Genomic DNA, 17136 nt, shown 5'->3' with positions numbered 1-17136 from the left:
AAGGCGGGGACCCATGCTGAGCATGCCGGCTGGCGGCTGATGTTCGACAACGCAGCGCGTCCATGGGTCCCCGCCTGAGCGGGGACGACGTTGGGGGGTAACTATATAGATAGCGTCGCCGTCTTCGCACTCATCAAAATGGCGTCCCGCCCCCTGACCCAGCCATGTCCGATGGTGTAGACTTGGCGCCTATGCAGACCTATCTTTTCTTCGCCGCAGCCCTGCTGTACGCGATATGCGCCGTGTTGCCCTCGCGGCGCGGCGCGCTCATCTCGGGAGTGACCGCGCTGGCCTGGGTGTGCCACGGCGCCGCCATGTGGCATGACACGCTCGCGCCCGGCGCGGTGCGGGTCGGCTTCGCCGTCATGCTGTCGGCCGCCCTGTGGATCTCAGTCGCGGCCTACTGGATCGAAAACCGCAACTTCTCGCTCGACGGCCTGCGCCGGCTGGTGATGCCGTCCGCCTGCGCCTCGGCGCTGCTGCCGGTCCTGTTCCCCGGCACCCTGGTGGTACTGCAGAACCAGTCGCCCGCCTTCGGCTGGCATCTTGCGGTCGCGGTGCTGGCCTACAGCACCATGACCATCGCCGCCTTCCATGCGGTGCTGATGGCGCTGCAGGAATCGCGCCTGCACGCGCGCACCGGCGGCAGCGGCTGGCTGGGCAGCGCGCTCGACCAGCTGCCGGCCCTGCTGACCATGGAAAAGCTGCTGTTCCGCCTGATCTGGATCGGCTTCGTGCTGCTCAGTTTTACGGTGCTGTCCGGGATCGTGTTTTCCGAGGAGCTGTTCGGCCAGGCCATGCGCTTCACCCACAAGATCGTGTTCGCGCTGCTGTCCTGGGTGCTGTTCGCGGCGCTGCTGGCCGGACGCCGCTGGCGCGGCTGGCGCGGCAAGACCGCGCTGCGCTTCACCCTGGCCGGCTTCGCCACGCTGGCCCTGGCCTATATCGGCAGCCGCTTCGTGTTCGAGGTGGTGCTGCACAGGAGTTTCGTATGACCCGCCTGCTGTTCTGGATTGGCTTCATCGTGCTGGTTGTGATGGCCTTGCGCAGCAAGTTCCGCGAGGCCGCGCCGCGCCCGCCGGCGCGGCGCGCACCCGGCCCGGCCCCGGCCGCGCAGGCCGAGGCCGAAAGCATGGCCTGCTGCGCGCACTGCGGCATGTACTTCCCCGCCTCCGAAGCGGTGCGCGCCGACGGGCGCGATTTCTGCAGCCCGGCTCACGCGCGCCTGCCCTCGCACTGACCGATGACCCGGCTGGCGCTGTCCGAGGAGTCGCGCGAGGCCTTGTGGCGTTCGCTGCAGACGATGAACGTCACGCGCGTGGTGATCGCGCTGGTGCTGCTGGCCTGGATCGGCCTGTCCTCCAACGCCGAACGCCCGCCCACCGGCGCGCTGTTCGCCAAGACCGGCGCCGCCTACCTCGCTTGCGCGCTCGGGTTCACGGCGCTGACCAGCTACTGGCGGCGGCGCTTCCTGGTCCAGGTCAGCGTCCAGATCGCGGTCGACCTGGCCGGCATCTCGCTGCTTTACCTGGCCGCCGGCAGCGCGCGCGGCGGCCTGGCCATCCTGTACCTGTTCCCGCTGGCCGGCGCCGCCATCCTCGCGCCGCTGGTGCTGGCCCTGTTCTCGGCCTCGATCGCGACCCTGTTCCTGCTCGGTGAATCGACCTGGAACGTGCTCACCTCCGATGGCGACGCGACCATCCGCCAGGCCGGCATGTACGGCGCCGGCTTCTTCGCGGTGGTGCTGGTGGTGGGCCGGCTGGCGGCGCGCCTGATCAAGCAGGAAGAACTGGCGGCCCAGCGCGGCGCCGACCTCAAGATCCAGCAGGCGATCAACCAGATCGTGATCGCCGACGTCGGCGACGGCATCCTGGTGGTCGGGCGCGACGGCACGGTCTTCGCCGGCAATCCGGCGGCGCGCCGCATGCTGGGGCTGGACGATGATGCGACCGACTTCAAGCTGGCCGAGGTGAGCGCGCTGGCCCCGCTGGCGCAGGCTTTCTCGGCCTGGCTGAACGAGGCGCGCGACGGCGCGGTGTACGTGAACGTCAAGCCCTGGAACGAGGAGGGCTCGCCGCACGGGCGCGGACGCCTGGGCCGGGCCTCGCACCTGAAGCTGCGCTTCGCGCGCGTCGAGACGCCGGACCAGGCGGCCGGCCGCAGCGTGGTGTTCATGCAGGACGTGAGCGCGATCGAGAACCAGGCGCAGGACCTGAAGCTGGCCTCGATGGGCCGCCTGACCGCCAGCATCGCCCACGAAGTGCGCAACCCGCTGTCGGCGATCGGCCACGCCACCGCGCTGCTGGCCGAGGACCTGCACGGCCCGGCCGAGGTGCGCCTGCTGAAGATCGTCGGCGACAACGTGGCGCGCGTGAACCGCATGGTGGAGGACATCCTGCAGCTGTCGCGCAAGGCGCAACCGAACGGCGATCCGGTGCTGCTGGGCGGCTTCCTGTCCGAGCTGAAGGCGGAATTCTCCGAGACCCATGGCCTGGCCGAGGACATGTTGTGGATCAGCGCGGCGCCCGATGCGGCGGTGCGCTTCGATCCCCTGCACCTGCGCGAAGTGCTGCTCAACCTGCTCAATAACGCGATCCGCTACGCCAGCGGCAAGCCGGCGAGCATCCGCCTGTTCACCGTGCTCGATCCGGTCGGGCGGCGCGAGCTGCATGTGCAGGACGACGGCCCCGGCATCACGCCCGAAGTGCGGGCCCACCTGTTCGAACCCTTCTACACCACGTCCAGCAAGGGCACCGGCCTGGGCCTGTACCTGGCGCGCGAGCTGTGCCTGAACAACGAGGCGATGCTCGACTACGAATACCGCTTCGAGAACACCGGGCTGGGGCCGCGCCGCGCCACCGGCCGCTTCGTCATCACCTTCGCGCAGCCGGTGCCAAACCCGGCGCGCGCCGACAACGGAGAATCCATCCAATGAGTTCACCCCGCATCCTGGTCGTCGACGATGAGGCCGACCTGCGCGAGCTGCTCGAGATCACGCTGCTGAAGATGGGGATGGACGTGGACAGCGCGGCCACGGTGGCCGAGGCGCGCGCGCGGCTCGCCCAGCACCAGTACGCGCTGGTGCTGACCGACATGCGGCTGCCGGACGGCCTGGGCCTGGAGCTGGTGCGCGAGGTGAACACCAACCACAAGAACACGCCGATCGCGGTGGTCACCGCCTACGGCAGCGCCGAGAACGCGGTGGTCGCGCTCAAGGCCGGCGCCTTCGACTACGTCACCAAGCCGGTGGTGCTGGAAGACCTGCGCATCATGGTGCGCTCGGCGCTGCGCCTGTCCGAGGCCGAGGCGCCGGGCGCGGGGCAGGACGCCGCCGAAGCGTCGCGCCTGATCGGCGAGTCGCCCGCGATGCAGGGCCTGCGCGCCCAGATCGGCCGGCTGGCGCGCTCGATGGCGCCGATCTCGATCACCGGCGAATCGGGCAGCGGCAAGGAGCTGGCAGCGCGCGAGATCCACGCGCAAAGCTCGCGCGCGGCCAAGCCCTTCGTCGCGGTGAATTGCGGCGCGATTCCCGAGGCGCTGATGGAGGCCGAGTTCTTCGGCTACCGCAAGGGCGCCTTCACCGGCGCGGCCGAGGAGCGCGAGGGCTTCTTCCAGGCCGCGAACGGCGGCACGCTGATGCTGGACGAGGTGGCGGACCTGCCGCTGCCGATGCAGGTCAAGCTGCTGCGCGCGATCCAGGAGCGGCGCGTGCGCAAGATCGGCGCCACCAGCGAGGAGCCGGTCGACGTGCGCATCGTCAGCGCCACCCACCAGGACCTGGCGCGCTGCGTCGAGCAGGGCCGCTTCCGGCAGGACCTGTTCTATCGCCTGAACGTGATCGAGCTGCGCCTGCCGCCGCTGCGCGAACGGCTGGACGACCTGCCGCTGCTGTGCGCGGCGATCCTGGCGCGCCTGGCCGGGCCGGGCCAGCACGCGGCGCTGGGTCCTGGCGTGCTCGATGCGCTGCGCGCCTATTCCTTCCCCGGCAATGTGCGCGAACTGGAGAACGTGCTGGAACGCGCGCTGGCCTTCGCCAACGATGGCGTGATCGAAGTGCAGGACCTGCAGCTGAAGGCTGCGCGCCCGGCCGACCCGGCGCCGGCGGCCGTGGCGCCGCCGCCCCCCGCCGCCCCCGCTGTCATGACACCCGTGCCCGAACCGGCCGCGCCCGCACCGGCCGCCGACACCGGTCCGCTGCCCGGCAACCTGCCCGAGTACCTGAGCCAGATCGAGCGCGACATCATCCAGCGCGCGCTGAACCAGACCCAGTTCAACCGCACCCAGGCCGCCAGCCTGCTCGGCATCAGCGTGCGCCAGCTGCGCTACCAGATCCAGAAGCTCGGGATCCAGGCGCCGGAAGGCTAGTCAAACTGTTGTCGCAAAGTGTAGGCAAAATGTGTTGCCTTTTCGCCAGCGCACACAGGATCCATCCCCGCTTGTCAATGCAAATGCCCACCAGAAATTGAACTGCATGTTAGTACTCACTCACCGGCCATCGGGCATCGTTTCCGGCTTGAAGAATGTCAAGCATTAAGTCCAAAAAAATTTGATTTCTGGAATCAAGACACCGCTTGCGGCTGCCTCGGGCAGGTACTACAATTAGTCTCAACTTAAGGCTCCTCACTAGATATAGTAGAACGAGCAGCAGCCAGACTAGGACACCGGAAACGTTTTATGACAACGGGATGGGTGGCCCGGCTGGCGGCGAAGCTTGCGAAATCAATCCACATACTTATCGTTTTGCCAACCCGGCTCAAACGGTTGGATGGGGTATTTTTTGCTTTTTAATTTGTCGACGGGTTGCCCTGGCGGGCGCCCGACTGAAAAACAAAACGGCGGCAGACCACTGCAAGCCCTTCGTGGAGGTTCAATGCAAACAGCAGATATTTCGACCAATGCCCAGCAGGTCCAGGGGAACGACGCCGCGGCGCTCGTGGCCAGCGGCGACTACCGCATCATCCGCCGCAACGGCGCCGTGGTGGCCTTCGAGCCGTCGAAGATCTCGGTCGCGATGACCAAGGCCTTCCTGGCCGTCGGTCCGGAGCAGGGCCAGGTGTCGGCGCGCGTGCGCGACCTGGTCGAGCAGCTGACCCACAACGTGGTCGCTGCGCTGGTGCGCCGCCAGCCGAACGGCGGCACCTTCCACATCGAGGACGTGCAGGACCAGGTCGAACTGTCGCTGATGCGCTCGGGCGAGCATGAAGTCGCGCGCGAGTACGTGCTGTACCGCGCCAAGCGCATCGAAGAACGCCGCGCCGCCAAGGAAGCCGCCGGCACCGCCGCGCCGCAAGCGCCGCAGATCCACGTGATCGACGGCGGCGTGAAGAAGCCGCTGAACATGAATGACGTGGTGGGCCTGATCGGCGCCGCCTGCGCCGGCCTGGAAAAGCATGTCGACGCCGACGCCATCCTGTCCGAGACCCTGAAGAACCTGTACGACGGCGTGCCGGTCGAAGAGCTGCACAAGTCGGCCGTGCTGGCCGCGCGCGCGCTGATGGAAAAAGACCCGGCCTACAGCCAGGTCACCGCGCGCATCCTGCTGCACTCGATCCGCAAGGAGATCTTCGAGAAGGAAGTCGCGCAGGCCGAAGCCGCCGCCGAATACATCAGCTACTTCCCGAAGTACATCGCCAAGGGCATCGACGCCGAGCTGCTGGACGAAGAGCTGGGCAAGTACGACCTGCAGCGCCTGGCCAAGGCCATCGTCGCCGACCGCGACCTGCAGTTCGGCTACATCGGCCTGCAGACCCTGTATGACCGCTACTTCCTGCACATCCGCGAGACCCGCATCGAGATGCCGCAGGCCTTCTACATGCGCGTCGCGATGGGCCTGGCCCTGCGCGAGGAAGACCGCGAAGCGCGCGCGATCGAGTTCTACAACCTGCTGTCGACCTTCGACTTCATGAGCTCGACCCCGACCCTGTTCAACTCGGGCACCCGCCGCTCGCAGCTGTCCTCGTGCTACCTGACCACCGTCAGCGACGACCTGGAAGGCATCTACGACGCGATCAAGGAAAACGCGCTGCTGTCGAAATTCGCCGGCGGCCTCGGTAACGACTGGACCCCGGTGCGCGCGCTCGGCTCGCGCATCAAGGGCACCAACGGCAAATCGCAGGGCGTGGTGCCGTTCCTGAAGGTGGTGAACGACACCGCGGTCGCGGTCAACCAGGGCGGCAAGCGCAAGGGCGCGGTGTGCGCCTACCTGGAAACCTGGCACATGGACATCGAGGAATTCCTCGACCTGCGCAAGAACACCGGCGACGACCGCCGCCGCACCCACGACATGAACACCGCGAACTGGATTCCGGACCTGTTCATGAAGCGCGTGATGGAGAAGGGCGAGTGGACCCTGTTCACTCCGTCCGAGTGCCCGGACCTGCACGACCTGGTCGGCAAGGCCTTCGAGCAGGCCTACACCGCGTACGAAGCCAAGGCGGCACGCGGCGAACTGCGCGTCTTCAAGAAGGTGCAGGCGCTGGACCTGTGGCGCAAGATGCTGTCGATGCTGTTCGAAACCGGCCACCCGTGGATCACCTTCAAGGATCCGTGCAACATCCGCTCGCCGCAGCAGCACGTCGGCGTGGTGCACTCGTCGAACCTGTGCACCGAGATCACGCTGAACACCAACGATGAAGAGATCGCGGTCTGCAACCTGGGTTCGGTCAACCTGCCGGCCCACATGAAGGGCGATGGCCTGGACCTGGCCAAGCTGCAGAAGACCGTGCGCACCGCGATGCGCATGCTGGACAACGTCATCGACATCAACTACTACGCCGTCGACAAGGCGAAGAACTCGAACCTGCGCCACCGTCCGGTCGGCCTGGGCATCATGGGCCACCAGGACTGCCTGCACATGATGCGCGTGCCGTTCGCGTCGGAAAAAGCGGTGCAGTTCGCCGACCAGTCGATGGAAGCGGTGTGCTACTACGCCTACCTGGCCTCGACCGAGCTGGCCGAAGAACGTGGCCGCTACCAGTCGTACGAAGGTTCGCTGTGGGATCGCGGCATCCTGCCGCTGGACTCGATCAAGCTGCTGGCGGAAGAGCGCGGCGGCTACCTGGAGCAGGACACCAGCGAGACCATGAACTGGAACCTGGTTCGCGAGCGTATCAGGAAGTTCGGCATGCGCAACTCGAACTGCGTGGCGATCGCGCCGACCGCGACCATCTCGAACATCATCGGGGTCTCGGCCTGCATCGAGCCGACCTTCCAGAACCTGTACGTGAAGTCGAACCTGTCGGGCGAATTCACCGAGATCAACGCCTTCCTGGTGCGCGACCTGAAAGCGCGCGGCCTGTGGGACGAGGTGATGATCGCCGACCTGAAATACTTCGACGGCACCCTGTCCAAGATCGACCGCGTGCCGGACGACCTGCGCGACCTGTACGCGACCGCGTTCGAAATCGAGCCGAAGTGGCTGGTGGACGCCGCCTCGCGCCGCCAGAAGTGGATCGACCAGGCCCAGTCGCTGAACATCTACATGGCCGGCGCATCGGGCAAGAAGCTGGACGAGACCTATAAGCACGCATGGCTGCGCGGCCTGAAGACCACCTACTACCTGCGTACCATCGCGGCGACGCACATGGAGAAGTCGACCGTGCGCACCGGCGCGCTGAACGCGGTGCCGGTGTCGGGCGGGCTGTCTGCCGCTCCTGCGGCGCCGGCAGCGCCTGCGGCTCCGGCAGCGGAAGCGGCGATCGTGGAAGGCGCGGCCTGCTACCTGCGTCCGGGCGACGCCGGCTTCGACGAGTGCGAAGCCTGCCAGTAAAACATCAGTTACAGATAGCACGTCGTTCCCGCGCAGGCGGGAACCCATGCTGAGCCAATATTCACGCGGCCTATGGGTCCCCGCCTGCGCGGGGACGACGATTCAAACGCTAACAATAAAGAGGAAACCAGTATGTCGTTGTCATGGGATGATGAAGTAACGAGCACGCCGGCCGCGCCGGCATCCGAAACCGCCAGCGCCGCCGATATCGCCAAGCGCGTGAACGCCGACGACAAGCGCATCATCAACGCGAAGACCGACGTCAACCAGCTGGTGCCGTTCAAGTACAAGTGGGCCTGGGACAAATACCTGGCCGGCTGCGCCAACCACTGGATGCCGCAGGAAGTGAACATGCAGCGCGACATCGAGCTGTGGAAGAGCCCCAACGGCCTGAGCGAAGACGAGCGCCGCCTCGTCAAGCGCAACCTGGGCTTCTTCGTGACCGCCGACTCGCTGGCCGCCAACAACATCGTGCTGGGCACCTACCGCCACATCACGGCGCCGGAGTGCCGCCAGTACCTGCTGCGCCAGGCCTTCGAGGAGGCGATCCACACCCACGCCTACCAGTACATCGTCGAGTCGCTCGGCCTGGACGAGAAGGAGATCTTCAACGCCTACAACGAGATCCCGTCGATCCGCGACAAGGACCAGTTCCTGATCCCGTTCATCGAGGTCATCAACGACCCCGAGTTCAAGACCGGCACCATCGAAAACGACCAGAAGCTGCTGCGTTCGGTGATCGTGTTCGCCTGCCTGATGGAAGGCCTGTTCTTCTACGTCGGCTTCACCCAGATCCTGGCGCTGGGCCGCCAGAACAAGATGACCGGCGCCGCCGAGCAGTACCAGTACATCCTGCGCGACGAGTCGATGCACTGCAATTTCGGCATCGACCTGATCAACACGATCAAGATGGAAAATCCGCAGCTGTGGACCGCGGAATTCCGCGAAGAGATCAAGCAGCTGTTCCTGCAGGCCGTCGAACTCGAATACCGCTACGCCGAAGACACCATGCCGCGCGGCGTGCTGGGCCTGAACGCGCCGATGTTCAAGAGCTACCTGCGCTTCATCGCCAACCGCCGCGCCGTCCAGATCGGCCTCGATCCGCTGTTCCCGAACGAGGAAAACCCGTTCCCGTGGATGAGCGAGATGATCGACCTGAAGAAGGAGCGCAATTTCTTCGAGACGCGCGTGACCGAATACCAGACGGGCGGTGCGCTGAACTGGGATTGAGCTGCATTTGCAAGGAACGGAAAAAGAGCCTCCGCGGAGGTTCTTTTTTTTTTTTGCTCAGTGGGTCTGTCCCCGACGGGCGCCCATGTTGGGATGCATCGATCCGGGCGCGGACAGGTAGTTCTTCAACAGATAGAGCGGCCGGTGCTTGCTCTCGTCGAACATGCGGGCGAGATATTCACCGATAATCCCGATGCTGAGCAGTTGCACGCCACCGAGAAACAGGATGATCACGACCAGCGATGGATAGCCGGGCACTGGATTCCCGAACAGCAGGGTTCGTATCATCATGTAAAAGCCGTACCCGAAGGCGCCAAACGCGGTCAACAAGCCGATGTAGGTGGCAACTTTGAGCGGCCCGCAGCTGAACGACGTGATCCCTTCCAGCGCGAAGTTCCACAGGTTCCAGTAATTCCATTTGCTCTTGCCCGCGAACCGTGGGTCGCGCCGATAGGGCACGGGCTTTTGCGGAAATCCGATCCAGGCGAACAAGCCTTTCATGAAGCGATGCTGTTCCCGTAGCTGGCGCATTGCCTCGACGGCGCGCCGGCTCAGCAAGCGAAAGTCGCCTGTGTCCTCGGGTACTCGGACCCGGCATACTTTCTGTAGCAGCCTGTAGAACAGGTAGGCGGTGGTTTTCTTGGCGATACTTTCGCCATCGCGGCAAATACGCTGGGCGTACACGACGTCATAACCGGCCCGCCAGTGTGAAACAAGTTCCGGGATCAGTTCCGGCGGATCCTGCAGATCGGCGTCGATCACGATCACGGCATCCCCGTCAGCATGATCGAGGCCGGCGGCAAGCGCAATCTCCTTGCCGAAGTTCCTGCTGAGATCGACCAGGCTCACGCGAGCATCGCAACGGTATAGGCCGCTAATGATTTCAAGCGTGCGGTCGGTGCTGCCGTCGTTGACGAAGATGACCTCGCACTTCATGTCCAGACCGGCGAACACCTCACAGAGGCGGCGATAAAATTCAGGCAGCACTTCCTGCTCGTTGTACGCCGGCACGATCACCGATAGCGACTGGATGGGCGCGGGAGTACTCCTTGTTTCAGTTTCGTCGAGCGGCATGGTTCGCTCCTTGGCCATCAGTGCTCAGCAGCATGACGCTGCACGGGCGATGTAATATTGGGTCCACAACAATCCGCCGGCGACGCCGCCTCGCAGGCGGCGCTCCAGCAGCCGTTCGAGGCGCAAGGCCAATGCGCCGCCGAACTCGGCGAGCAGCGGGACATACAGGCCGGACTGGTGCTGTTGCTCGACGCTGAAGCCGGCATCGCTGAGCTGGCGCCGTACGGTGGCTGCGGTCATCAGGTTGATGTGCCCAGTTTCCAAAATCGGCTCGCGGTAGATGCGCCGCACCAGCTGGATCACGCCGGGAAGGAATGCGATCCTGGCAGTGAGCTCGAGGGGGCTGTAGCGCTGCGGCGTCGACAGCAGCAGCACGCCGCCAGGCTTGAGCAGGCGGCGCATCCCGGCCAGGGCCGCCGCCGAATCGCGAATGTGTTCGATCACTTCGGTACACAGGATCAGGTCGAAGCTGTGGGGCGGCATGGTGGAGTTGCAGATATCGTCTTCCAGCAATTGCAAATTCGGTTGTCGCGTACGCATCGGGGCGGCGTGCTTCAGGTAAGCGGACTCGATATCGCTTGCGACGACTTCGGCAAACATGGTTGCCAGCGTCGGCAGGTAGACTCCGGAGCCAGGGCCAACTTCCAGCGCACGCTGTCGTGCCGGGGCCGCGTTGTGGCGCAGCGCATCGATGATCCAGTCTCGGCGCGTACAGTGCAGCCAGCGCCGGGTCGGATTGGCGGAGCGGTAGAGGGTTTCTTGCAGTGCGACCAGTTCGAGTTCGGAAGCCATGACGTTCCCTTCTGACTTGGAATCAAGGCGCTGCGGAATCCCGCGCCGCTGGGTTGCGCAGCAAGACCGAAAAGTGCTGGTCGAAAAAAACTTCTTTGAAAGCGGAATCGGCTTTCAGCAGCTGCCTGATCGGCGCGTCCTTGCCAAGGATGGCGTAATCGATCGCCAGCTTGTCGAATTTTTCTTTCCAGTTGGCCCTTCCATTGTAGATATCGAGAAAATCGGCAATGAACTGGTCTCCGTAGACGTCGGCGCGGCCATCAATCAGGACCTTCCGCGCGGGGGCGAGCCGGTAGATCAGGTAGCCGCCGTTGTCATAGTTATTGAACATTTTCCCCGTGATCCCGTGTGCCAGCACAAAATCCGCGGCGCCAATCGGCAGCACCTGTTTCGCCCGCGCTTGCTCCCTTGCCTGGAAGGTCGGCGCGTAGCTGGCAAGGACAGCCAGCACCGCCAGCAGTACCAGCCAGTTCAACGCAAATTCGGTGCGCCCCAGTTCCCGGGCGAGCCCGCGTTTGCGATACCAGCGTGCCAGCCGCGAGCGCTCCCATGCGGCGGCGATCGCCGGGATGGCGCCACTGGCAAGCGCCCGCGCGGCGAACGGCGTGAGGGCGAGCGCCGCCAGCGGCGTGTGGCGCGAGGCCAGGAAGCCGGCGAACATGAAACAGCACGGCACGATCAACTCCGTCGCATCGGGGCGGCGTCCGGCGTAGGCATAGGCCGCGAAAAAGACCAGGACGAGCAGGAGGTAGACGGTGTTGCCGAGATCATGGAAATTGGGGCTCTGCCATTCCGAGATCACCTGATTGGCCGTCATGCCGAGCACCTGGAAGGGGTACAGCCAGTGCGAGAATAATCCGGGGCTGGCGAGGCTCGCGAGGACGGTGGCGATCCCTACTGTTGTCAGTCGTAGCAGGCGCAGCCGCTGCACCGGATCATCCGCCCCTGCCATCCAGTACGTCAGCCATTCACACGTCGTGAATAGGCCAAGCAGGGCGATCCCGATGGCAAAACCGCCATGGGCATTGACCCACACGATCATGAGGGCCGGCATGATGAACAGAGAAATTTTCGCTTGGCAGTATTTGAAGCTCAACAAACCGGACAGATAGACGGTGAACAGTGCGTAGGTGAGGAGCTGGGGCCGTGGTGAAATACCGCCCAGCAACGGGATCAAGGCGAGCATCGCCACCCCCATCGCGGCGCCGGCATGGCGCGAGACGCGCTGCGCGATGGCAATGAGTAAGCCGAGCGGAACAATCAACAGCGCGGCGGTCAGGAGCTTGACGCCGACTGTGCCCCAGGCGGAAAAGACGCCATACAGCAGCACTTCAAACAGCCATTCATGCAGCGTCCAATGCTGGCCCAGGCGGGTGTACGAAAAGATGTCGCCCGACGGCAGTGCTCGGTTGGCGACAATGTACTCGCCGGTCTTGAGGTGCCAGAAGTAGTCGGGGTCGACCAGTGGCAGCGACGCCAGCACCAGCAGGAAGATCAGGCAAAGGATCAGGCGCGTCTTGTCGAGCAGCGCGATAACGGTCATCCGTGTCGGAGCCGTGCCCACGCCCTGGTCCGGCATCCCCGAATACCATTTCTTGGCCCGGTCCGTGATCATTCTCAAGCGCTCCCCGATCATGTTCTCAAGAACGACTATAAATCGGCCATCACCTCAAATGCATCATCCAGATGCCCTGCTTCGGCTAGTACAAACGGACTGTTTTGACGGTCCCGCGGACCGGACATTCTGCCTGAGCGAAATATCCGAAACTTTTTCTCGATGCTTCCTTTTTGAAATAAATAGCTGAAATGAAATAATGCTAATTCAGAATATATCGGGCGGCAGCATTCTATTCTTTAAGGAAATAGAAGGATAAAGTCGAGCAAAAATGCAACTCATCCAATCGTGTTCATCTACCGGAAATTACCAACCTCACCTATAATCAGAATCAGCATCCCTCGGCAATATCCAGAAAAGTTCCAATTTCTGGTGTTCAATTAATTAATAGAAATTTCGCCGAACATTATGCCTGCCTTCTGGATCCGCCACGAGAGCGTTACGGCTGCCACGCAGTCGGACGCAGCCGATGAGAAAATCATCGCGCGCATCCGCCTCGTACTGGGCTTGGCAGCCTTTCTGTCCGCTACCGCCGCGGTGGTACGGCCGGGTCTTCCCTTGATGGTCATGCTGGGGGCCTACACGGCCTCGGCGCTGGCCCTGTTGATGGCGGCCGAGGCGGATGCTCACTTGCCATTCCAGCGCGCCATGCATTGGGCCGATCTGCTGTGGTGTTTTCTTTTTTTGAATCTCGGTAATTTCGATACCGGTTTATTTTTCCTTTTCTTTTTCTTCGTGATTCTCGCGGCGGGATTGCGCCATGGTTTTGACGAAGGAGCAAAAGCCGCCGTCATTGCCGCCATTGCCTATGTTTTCTCTACGTTAAACGATTACACGACGGTCGACCTGCCGCTGATATTTGTGCAGACGGTCTTTATTTGCGCACTTGGCTACCTGATTGCGCAATTGGGAGAGCAGCGCCTGCAAATGCGGCGCCGCATCGGCCTGCTGCGGGCCCTCGCGCAACCGGCCAATCCGCGCCTCGGCGTCGAGCATACGATTACCTCGATGATGGAGCGTACCCGCAACTACTTCGCGGCTGACCGATGCGTGCTGGTGGTCGGGTCCGCCGACGACGGCTGGTGCCTGCGCACGGTGCAGGGCGGCAGCCCGCTGTCGGTGCCGCCCGAGCCGATCAGCGCCGAGGCGGCGGCGCCCTTCCTGACCGTGCCGCAGGATTGCACCGTGCTTTACCGCCGAAGGCGCATGGCCATGCCGCTGGCGTCCTATCCGAACGAGCGCCGCCATTGGCAGACCCTGGCCGTGATGCCGTGCGCGCGGATCGCCGACCTGCTGGAGACCGACAGCTTCATCAGCGCGCCGGTCCTCCTGTCCGACAAATCCGGCCGCATCTACGTGAGCCGCTCGCATCAGCCCTTCGCCCGCGGCGATGCGCTGTTCCTGACCCAGGCCGTGGCGCAGGCATTGCCGGTCGTTGAGAACGTTGCGCTGCTGGACAGGATCGCGTCCGAAGCCGTCAATGACGAACGCCAGCGCCTGGCCCTGAACCTGCACGACACCGCGATCCAGCCCTATATCGGCCTGGCGCTTGGACTGGCGGCGCTGCGCTGCAAGGCCGCACCGGACAATCCGCTGGGTCCTGAACTGGAGTCGTTGGCGGCCATGGTGCAGTCGGTGATCGCCGAACTGCGCGACTTCGCCGGCAGTGTGGCGCGGCGCGACCAGGGCGCGCCGCCGCAATCCATGTGCGGTAGCGCGCTGGCGCGGCTGGCCGTGCAGATGCGCGAACGGTATGGCATGGACGTGCGGCTCGACGTTCAGAATCGGATGGAGCTGGGCGACCGGCTGGCAGCGGAGGTGGTACAGATCGTGCGCGAGGGACTGAACAATATTGGCAAGCATACCGGGGCGCGCGAAGGCGTCGTCAAGGTGTGGCTGGCCGACCGCATGCTGCACATCGATATCGACAATGCGGCGGCGAAGGAGCCGGTTGCATCCTTCGTTCCGCATTCGATCAGGCAGCGTGCGGCCGTGCTGGGGGGACAGGTAAGGGTGCACCGCGAAAGCAGCGCGACAGCGGTGCGTGTGGAGATACCAATATGAATACCGTGACTGAAAGAACTATACCCATCAGGGTGATGCTGGTCGACGATCACCAGACTTTGTTGTGGGGCCTGGAGCGCCTGATCGACACGGCAACACCGCACATGCAGGTGGTGGGCGCGGCCAGCACACCGGCCGAGGCCGTCGAGAAGGCGGCGGCACTGGTGCCGGACGTGATCCTGCTCGACCTCGACCTGGCCGGCGAGAACGCCGCCGAATATCTGCCGGCGATGCTCGACAATGGCGTGTCGCGTGCGCTGGTCCTGACCGGCGAGCGGCGCCAGCCCGTGCTCGATGCGGCCGTGCGTGCGGGCGCCCGCGGGGTGCTGGGCAAGGACGTCTCGGCCGACGTGCTGATCAAGGCCATCGAAAAAACCTACGACGGCGAACTGTGGCTGGACCGCGAGGCCATGAGCCGCGTATTCGCCAGCCTGACCGCGCCGCGCACCCGCGATCCGCTGGAGCTCGTGCATGCTTCGCTGACGGGACGCGAACGGGTCGTGATCGATGCCGTGGTGGCCTACGCCGATTGCCTGAACAAGACGATTGCGCAGCGCCTGTTCATGTCCGACCATACGCTGCGCAACCACCTGACCACCATCTACCACAAGCTGGACGTGAAGACCCGGCTCGAACTCTACGTGTATGCGACGCGCCACAATCTGGCGCGTCCCTTGGGTACAGCGGAGACCGGGGTGCCTAATTAATACCGAGCATGGCCGGGATCGAGCGGATAATGGTGATGATGGCGGGCCCCAGAATCACCATGATCACGGACGGGAACACCAGGATCACCAGCGGTAGCAACATCTTGGTCGGCACTTTTGCTGCCAGCTCTTCGGCGCGCACGAGGCGTTTGTGGCGCAGGTCGTCGGAAAATACACGCAGCGAGTCGCCGATGCTGGTGCCGAAGCGGTCTGCCTGGATCAGCATGGCGGCGAACGCACCGACTTCCTCGATGCCGGTACGCCGTGCCAAATTGCGCAAGGCTTGATCGCGCCCGGCGCCGGCGCGCAGCTCGAGGTTGGTCAGGTAGAGCTCTTCCGCCAGGGCCAGGCTGCGGTGCCGGATTTCCTCCGCAATGCGCTGCATGGCGCCGTCCAGCCCGTGCCCGGCCTCCACGCACACCAGCATCAGGTCGGCCGCGTCCGGGAAGGCTTCGAACAGCTCGCGCCGGCGTACGCGAACCCACCAGGCCAGCACCAGGTTGGGCGTATACACCCCGATCAGTGCCGCCAGCAACATGCCGAACAGCGCGTCAAGCGAGTTGCTGCCTGATTCGCGCAGCGCCAGCCAGGCAATCACGCCGGCGAACAGGGGCAATACGGTTTTCAGCCCGAAGTAGATGGCCTTGGCGTCCGGATGGCGGATTCCGGCATGGATGAAGCGCAGGCGGAGCGGCGAGGTTTCCCAGTCTTCGCCAGGCAGCGACAGGCGGGCGAAGGGGCCCACCAACTGAGCCATGGTATTGGTCCAACCGGGACTGGCCGACGGCTGGTAAAGCACGCTCATGCGCTGATGGATGCGCGGCTGGCGTGCCAGCATGAAGACGCCCGCGAGTGCTGCTGTCACGGAAATGGTAATGAGGAAGGCGAAAATCATCATGGCGATCTCCTCAAACGCGGACATGGGTTATGCGGCGCAGCCAGAGTACCCCGAGCAACATCATGGTGAGCAGGACGCGCACCATGGAGATGCCGATCGGATCCTGCCAAAGCGGCTCCATGAACGGGCGGTTGAACGTGAATATCAGGAGGAACAGCGCAAAAGGCATCAGTGACAGGAACCAGGCCGACAGGCGGCCTTCGGCGGTGAGCACGCGGACCCGCGAATGCAGTTTCAGCCGCTCGCGCGTGAGCCGAGCCAGGTTCGTCAGCGCCTCGGTCAGGTTGCCGCCTGCTTCGCGCTGCACCAGCACCGCGACTACGAAATAGCGCAGGTCCATCAGCGGGACGCGTTGTTCCAGACCCACCAGTGCCCGATCGAGCGGCACGCCGAAATTTGCTTCCTCGTGTGTCAGGCGCAGCTCGCCGGCGAGCGGGTCGCTCAGTTCCTCGCCTGCCATTTGCAGTGCTGACGAAAACGCGTGCCCGGCCTTGAGGGCGCGAACGATCAGGTCGAGCGCATCCGGCAGCTGGCGCTCGATGGCGCGCAAACGGCGCACCCGCTGCCGGGCTGTCCAGGCAATCGGGACGCCGCCTGCGAGGAGGGCTGCCAGCAATGCCATCCACGTCGGTGCGTGCATCAGGACCTGCGTGGCCAGCAGCGCGAGGGAGCCGGTCATCACGGTCGCGGCAAGCAAATGCGAGGGGTGCCAACCGGTGCCGCTTTGTTGCATCCACAAGGTGAATCTGCCGGCGCCTTGCCACCGCGACAGCATTGATTCGATCAATGGGAAGCGCGATGCTTTACGTTGCCGGAGCAGTTTGGGGTTATTTTCGCTGGCGTGCCCGCTCAAGCGGCCGGCGATATGGCCGGCCTCCGGCCCGCGGTAGGTGCGCCAGACCAGGTATAGCCCTTCGAGCAGCAGCAGTACGGCAACCAGGACCAGGAGGGCAAGCAGTTGGGGCGAGTTAGGTTGGAACATGATGGC

At 64.2% G+C, this 17136-nt stretch carries 13 protein-coding genes; 8 read left to right on the top strand and 5 right to left on the bottom strand.

Annotation, left to right across the window (positions count from 1 at the left end):
• The first annotated feature begins 191 nt into the window (after positions 1 to 191).
• The 6 genes from NX778_RS10895 to NX778_RS10870 all read left to right on the top strand — a co-directional run bounded on the left by NX778_RS10895 (position 192) and on the right by NX778_RS10870 (position 8998).
• A complete protein-coding gene (locus tag NX778_RS10895) occupies positions 192 to 995 on the top strand; it encodes a cytochrome C assembly family protein (protein ID WP_258811746.1) in 804 nt (267 codons plus the stop codon).
• Positions 992 to 1240, top strand: a complete 249-nt coding sequence (locus NX778_RS10890; protein WP_258811745.1) for a PP0621 family protein — start codon at positions 992 to 994, stop codon at positions 1238 to 1240. The genes NX778_RS10895 and NX778_RS10890 overlap by 4 nt, the downstream gene beginning before the upstream one ends.
• A 3-nt stretch (positions 1241 to 1243) precedes the next feature.
• Entirely contained in the window at positions 1244 to 2935 is a 1692-nt protein-coding gene (locus NX778_RS10885) for a sensor histidine kinase (RefSeq protein ID WP_258811744.1), read from the top strand.
• Positions 2932 to 4365, top strand: coding sequence for a sigma-54-dependent transcriptional regulator (locus NX778_RS10880; RefSeq protein ID WP_258811743.1), 1434 nt, complete (start codon positions 2932 to 2934; stop codon positions 4363 to 4365). Before NX778_RS10885 ends, NX778_RS10880 begins: the two co-directional genes overlap by 4 nt.
• Positions 4366 to 4870: 505 nt before the next feature.
• On the top strand, positions 4871 to 7768 hold the full coding sequence (locus NX778_RS10875; protein ID WP_258811742.1) for a ribonucleoside-diphosphate reductase subunit alpha: 2898 nt from the start codon (positions 4871 to 4873) through the stop codon (positions 7766 to 7768).
• A 132-nt stretch (positions 7769 to 7900) separates the two neighbouring features.
• The gene (locus NX778_RS10870; RefSeq protein ID WP_258811741.1) at positions 7901 to 8998 is read left to right on the top strand and encodes a ribonucleotide-diphosphate reductase subunit beta; all 1098 of its coding nucleotides are present in this window, start codon (positions 7901 to 7903) and stop codon (positions 8996 to 8998) included.
• Between the two features lie 57 nt (positions 8999 to 9055).
• Here the strand turns inward: NX778_RS10870 and NX778_RS10865 are convergent, their stop codons facing one another.
• The 3 genes from NX778_RS10865 to NX778_RS10855 are packed head-to-tail and all read right to left on the bottom strand — an operon-like array spanning position 9056 to position 12479.
• A complete protein-coding gene (locus tag NX778_RS10865; RefSeq protein ID WP_258811740.1) occupies positions 9056 to 10072 on the bottom strand; it encodes a glycosyltransferase family 2 protein in 1017 nt (338 codons plus the stop codon).
• Between the two features lie 24 nt (positions 10073 to 10096).
• Entirely contained in the window at positions 10097 to 10864 is a 768-nt protein-coding gene (locus NX778_RS10860; protein ID WP_258811739.1) for a class I SAM-dependent methyltransferase, read from the bottom strand.
• Positions 10865 to 10886: 22 nt separating this feature from the next.
• On the bottom strand, positions 10887 to 12479 hold the full coding sequence (locus tag NX778_RS10855) for a hypothetical protein (RefSeq protein WP_258811738.1): 1593 nt from the start codon (positions 12477 to 12479) through the stop codon (positions 10887 to 10889).
• Positions 12480 to 12887: 408 nt separating this feature from the next.
• Here NX778_RS10855 and NX778_RS10850 point away from each other — a divergent pair, with 408 nt between their 5' ends.
• Entirely contained in the window at positions 12888 to 14543 is a 1656-nt protein-coding gene (locus tag NX778_RS10850; RefSeq protein ID WP_258811737.1) for a sensor histidine kinase, read from the top strand.
• Positions 14540 to 15250: a response regulator gene (locus NX778_RS10845; protein WP_258811736.1), complete on the top strand. Its 711-nt coding sequence runs from the start codon at positions 14540 to 14542 to the stop codon at positions 15248 to 15250. The genes NX778_RS10850 and NX778_RS10845 overlap by 4 nt, the downstream gene beginning before the upstream one ends.
• On the opposite strand, the gene NX778_RS10840 is transcribed toward NX778_RS10845, so the two are convergent.
• Entirely contained in the window at positions 15243 to 16148 is a 906-nt protein-coding gene (locus tag NX778_RS10840) for a type II secretion system F family protein (protein WP_370661323.1), read from the bottom strand. The two genes, NX778_RS10845 and NX778_RS10840, sit on opposite strands and share 8 nt — an antisense overlap.
• 10 nt (positions 16149 to 16158) lie before the next feature.
• Positions 16159 to 17130: a type II secretion system F family protein gene (locus tag NX778_RS10835; RefSeq protein ID WP_258811735.1), complete on the bottom strand. Its 972-nt coding sequence runs from the start codon at positions 17128 to 17130 to the stop codon at positions 16159 to 16161.
• Between the last annotated feature and the right edge of the window lie 6 nt (positions 17131 to 17136).

Source organism: Massilia terrae (genome assembly GCF_024753145.1).
Lineage (GTDB): Bacteria > Pseudomonadota > Gammaproteobacteria > Burkholderiales > Burkholderiaceae_D > Telluria > Telluria terrae.
This window is presented reverse-complemented; position numbering and strand designations above follow the sequence as displayed.

Coding starts and splice junctions, on each gene's coding strand:
- NX778_RS10855 (WP_258811738.1), bottom strand. CDS start 12,479: ATGATCACGGACCGGGCCAAGAAATGGTATTCGGGGATGCCGGACCAG.
- NX778_RS10850 (WP_258811737.1), top strand. CDS start 12,888: ATGCCTGCCTTCTGGATCCGCCACGAGAGCGTTACGGCTGCCACGCAG.
- NX778_RS10835 (WP_258811735.1), bottom strand. CDS start 17,130: ATGTTCCAACCTAACTCGCCCCAACTGCTTGCCCTCCTGGTCCTGGTT.
- NX778_RS10880 (WP_258811743.1), top strand. CDS start 2,932: ATGAGTTCACCCCGCATCCTGGTCGTCGACGATGAGGCCGACCTGCGC.
- NX778_RS10895 (WP_258811746.1), top strand. CDS start 192: ATGCAGACCTATCTTTTCTTCGCCGCAGCCCTGCTGTACGCGATATGC.
- NX778_RS10845 (WP_258811736.1), top strand. CDS start 14,540: ATGAATACCGTGACTGAAAGAACTATACCCATCAGGGTGATGCTGGTC.
- NX778_RS10860 (WP_258811739.1), bottom strand. CDS start 10,864: ATGGCTTCCGAACTCGAACTGGTCGCACTGCAAGAAACCCTCTACCGC.
- NX778_RS10885 (WP_258811744.1), top strand. CDS start 1,244: ATGACCCGGCTGGCGCTGTCCGAGGAGTCGCGCGAGGCCTTGTGGCGT.
- NX778_RS10840 (WP_370661323.1), bottom strand. CDS start 16,148: ATGATGATTTTCGCCTTCCTCATTACCATTTCCGTGACAGCAGCACTC.
- NX778_RS10875 (WP_258811742.1), top strand. CDS start 4,871: ATGCAAACAGCAGATATTTCGACCAATGCCCAGCAGGTCCAGGGGAAC.
- NX778_RS10865 (WP_258811740.1), bottom strand. CDS start 10,072: ATGCCGCTCGACGAAACTGAAACAAGGAGTACTCCCGCGCCCATCCAG.
- NX778_RS10890 (WP_258811745.1), top strand. CDS start 992: ATGACCCGCCTGCTGTTCTGGATTGGCTTCATCGTGCTGGTTGTGATG.
- NX778_RS10870 (WP_258811741.1), top strand. CDS start 7,901: ATGTCGTTGTCATGGGATGATGAAGTAACGAGCACGCCGGCCGCGCCG.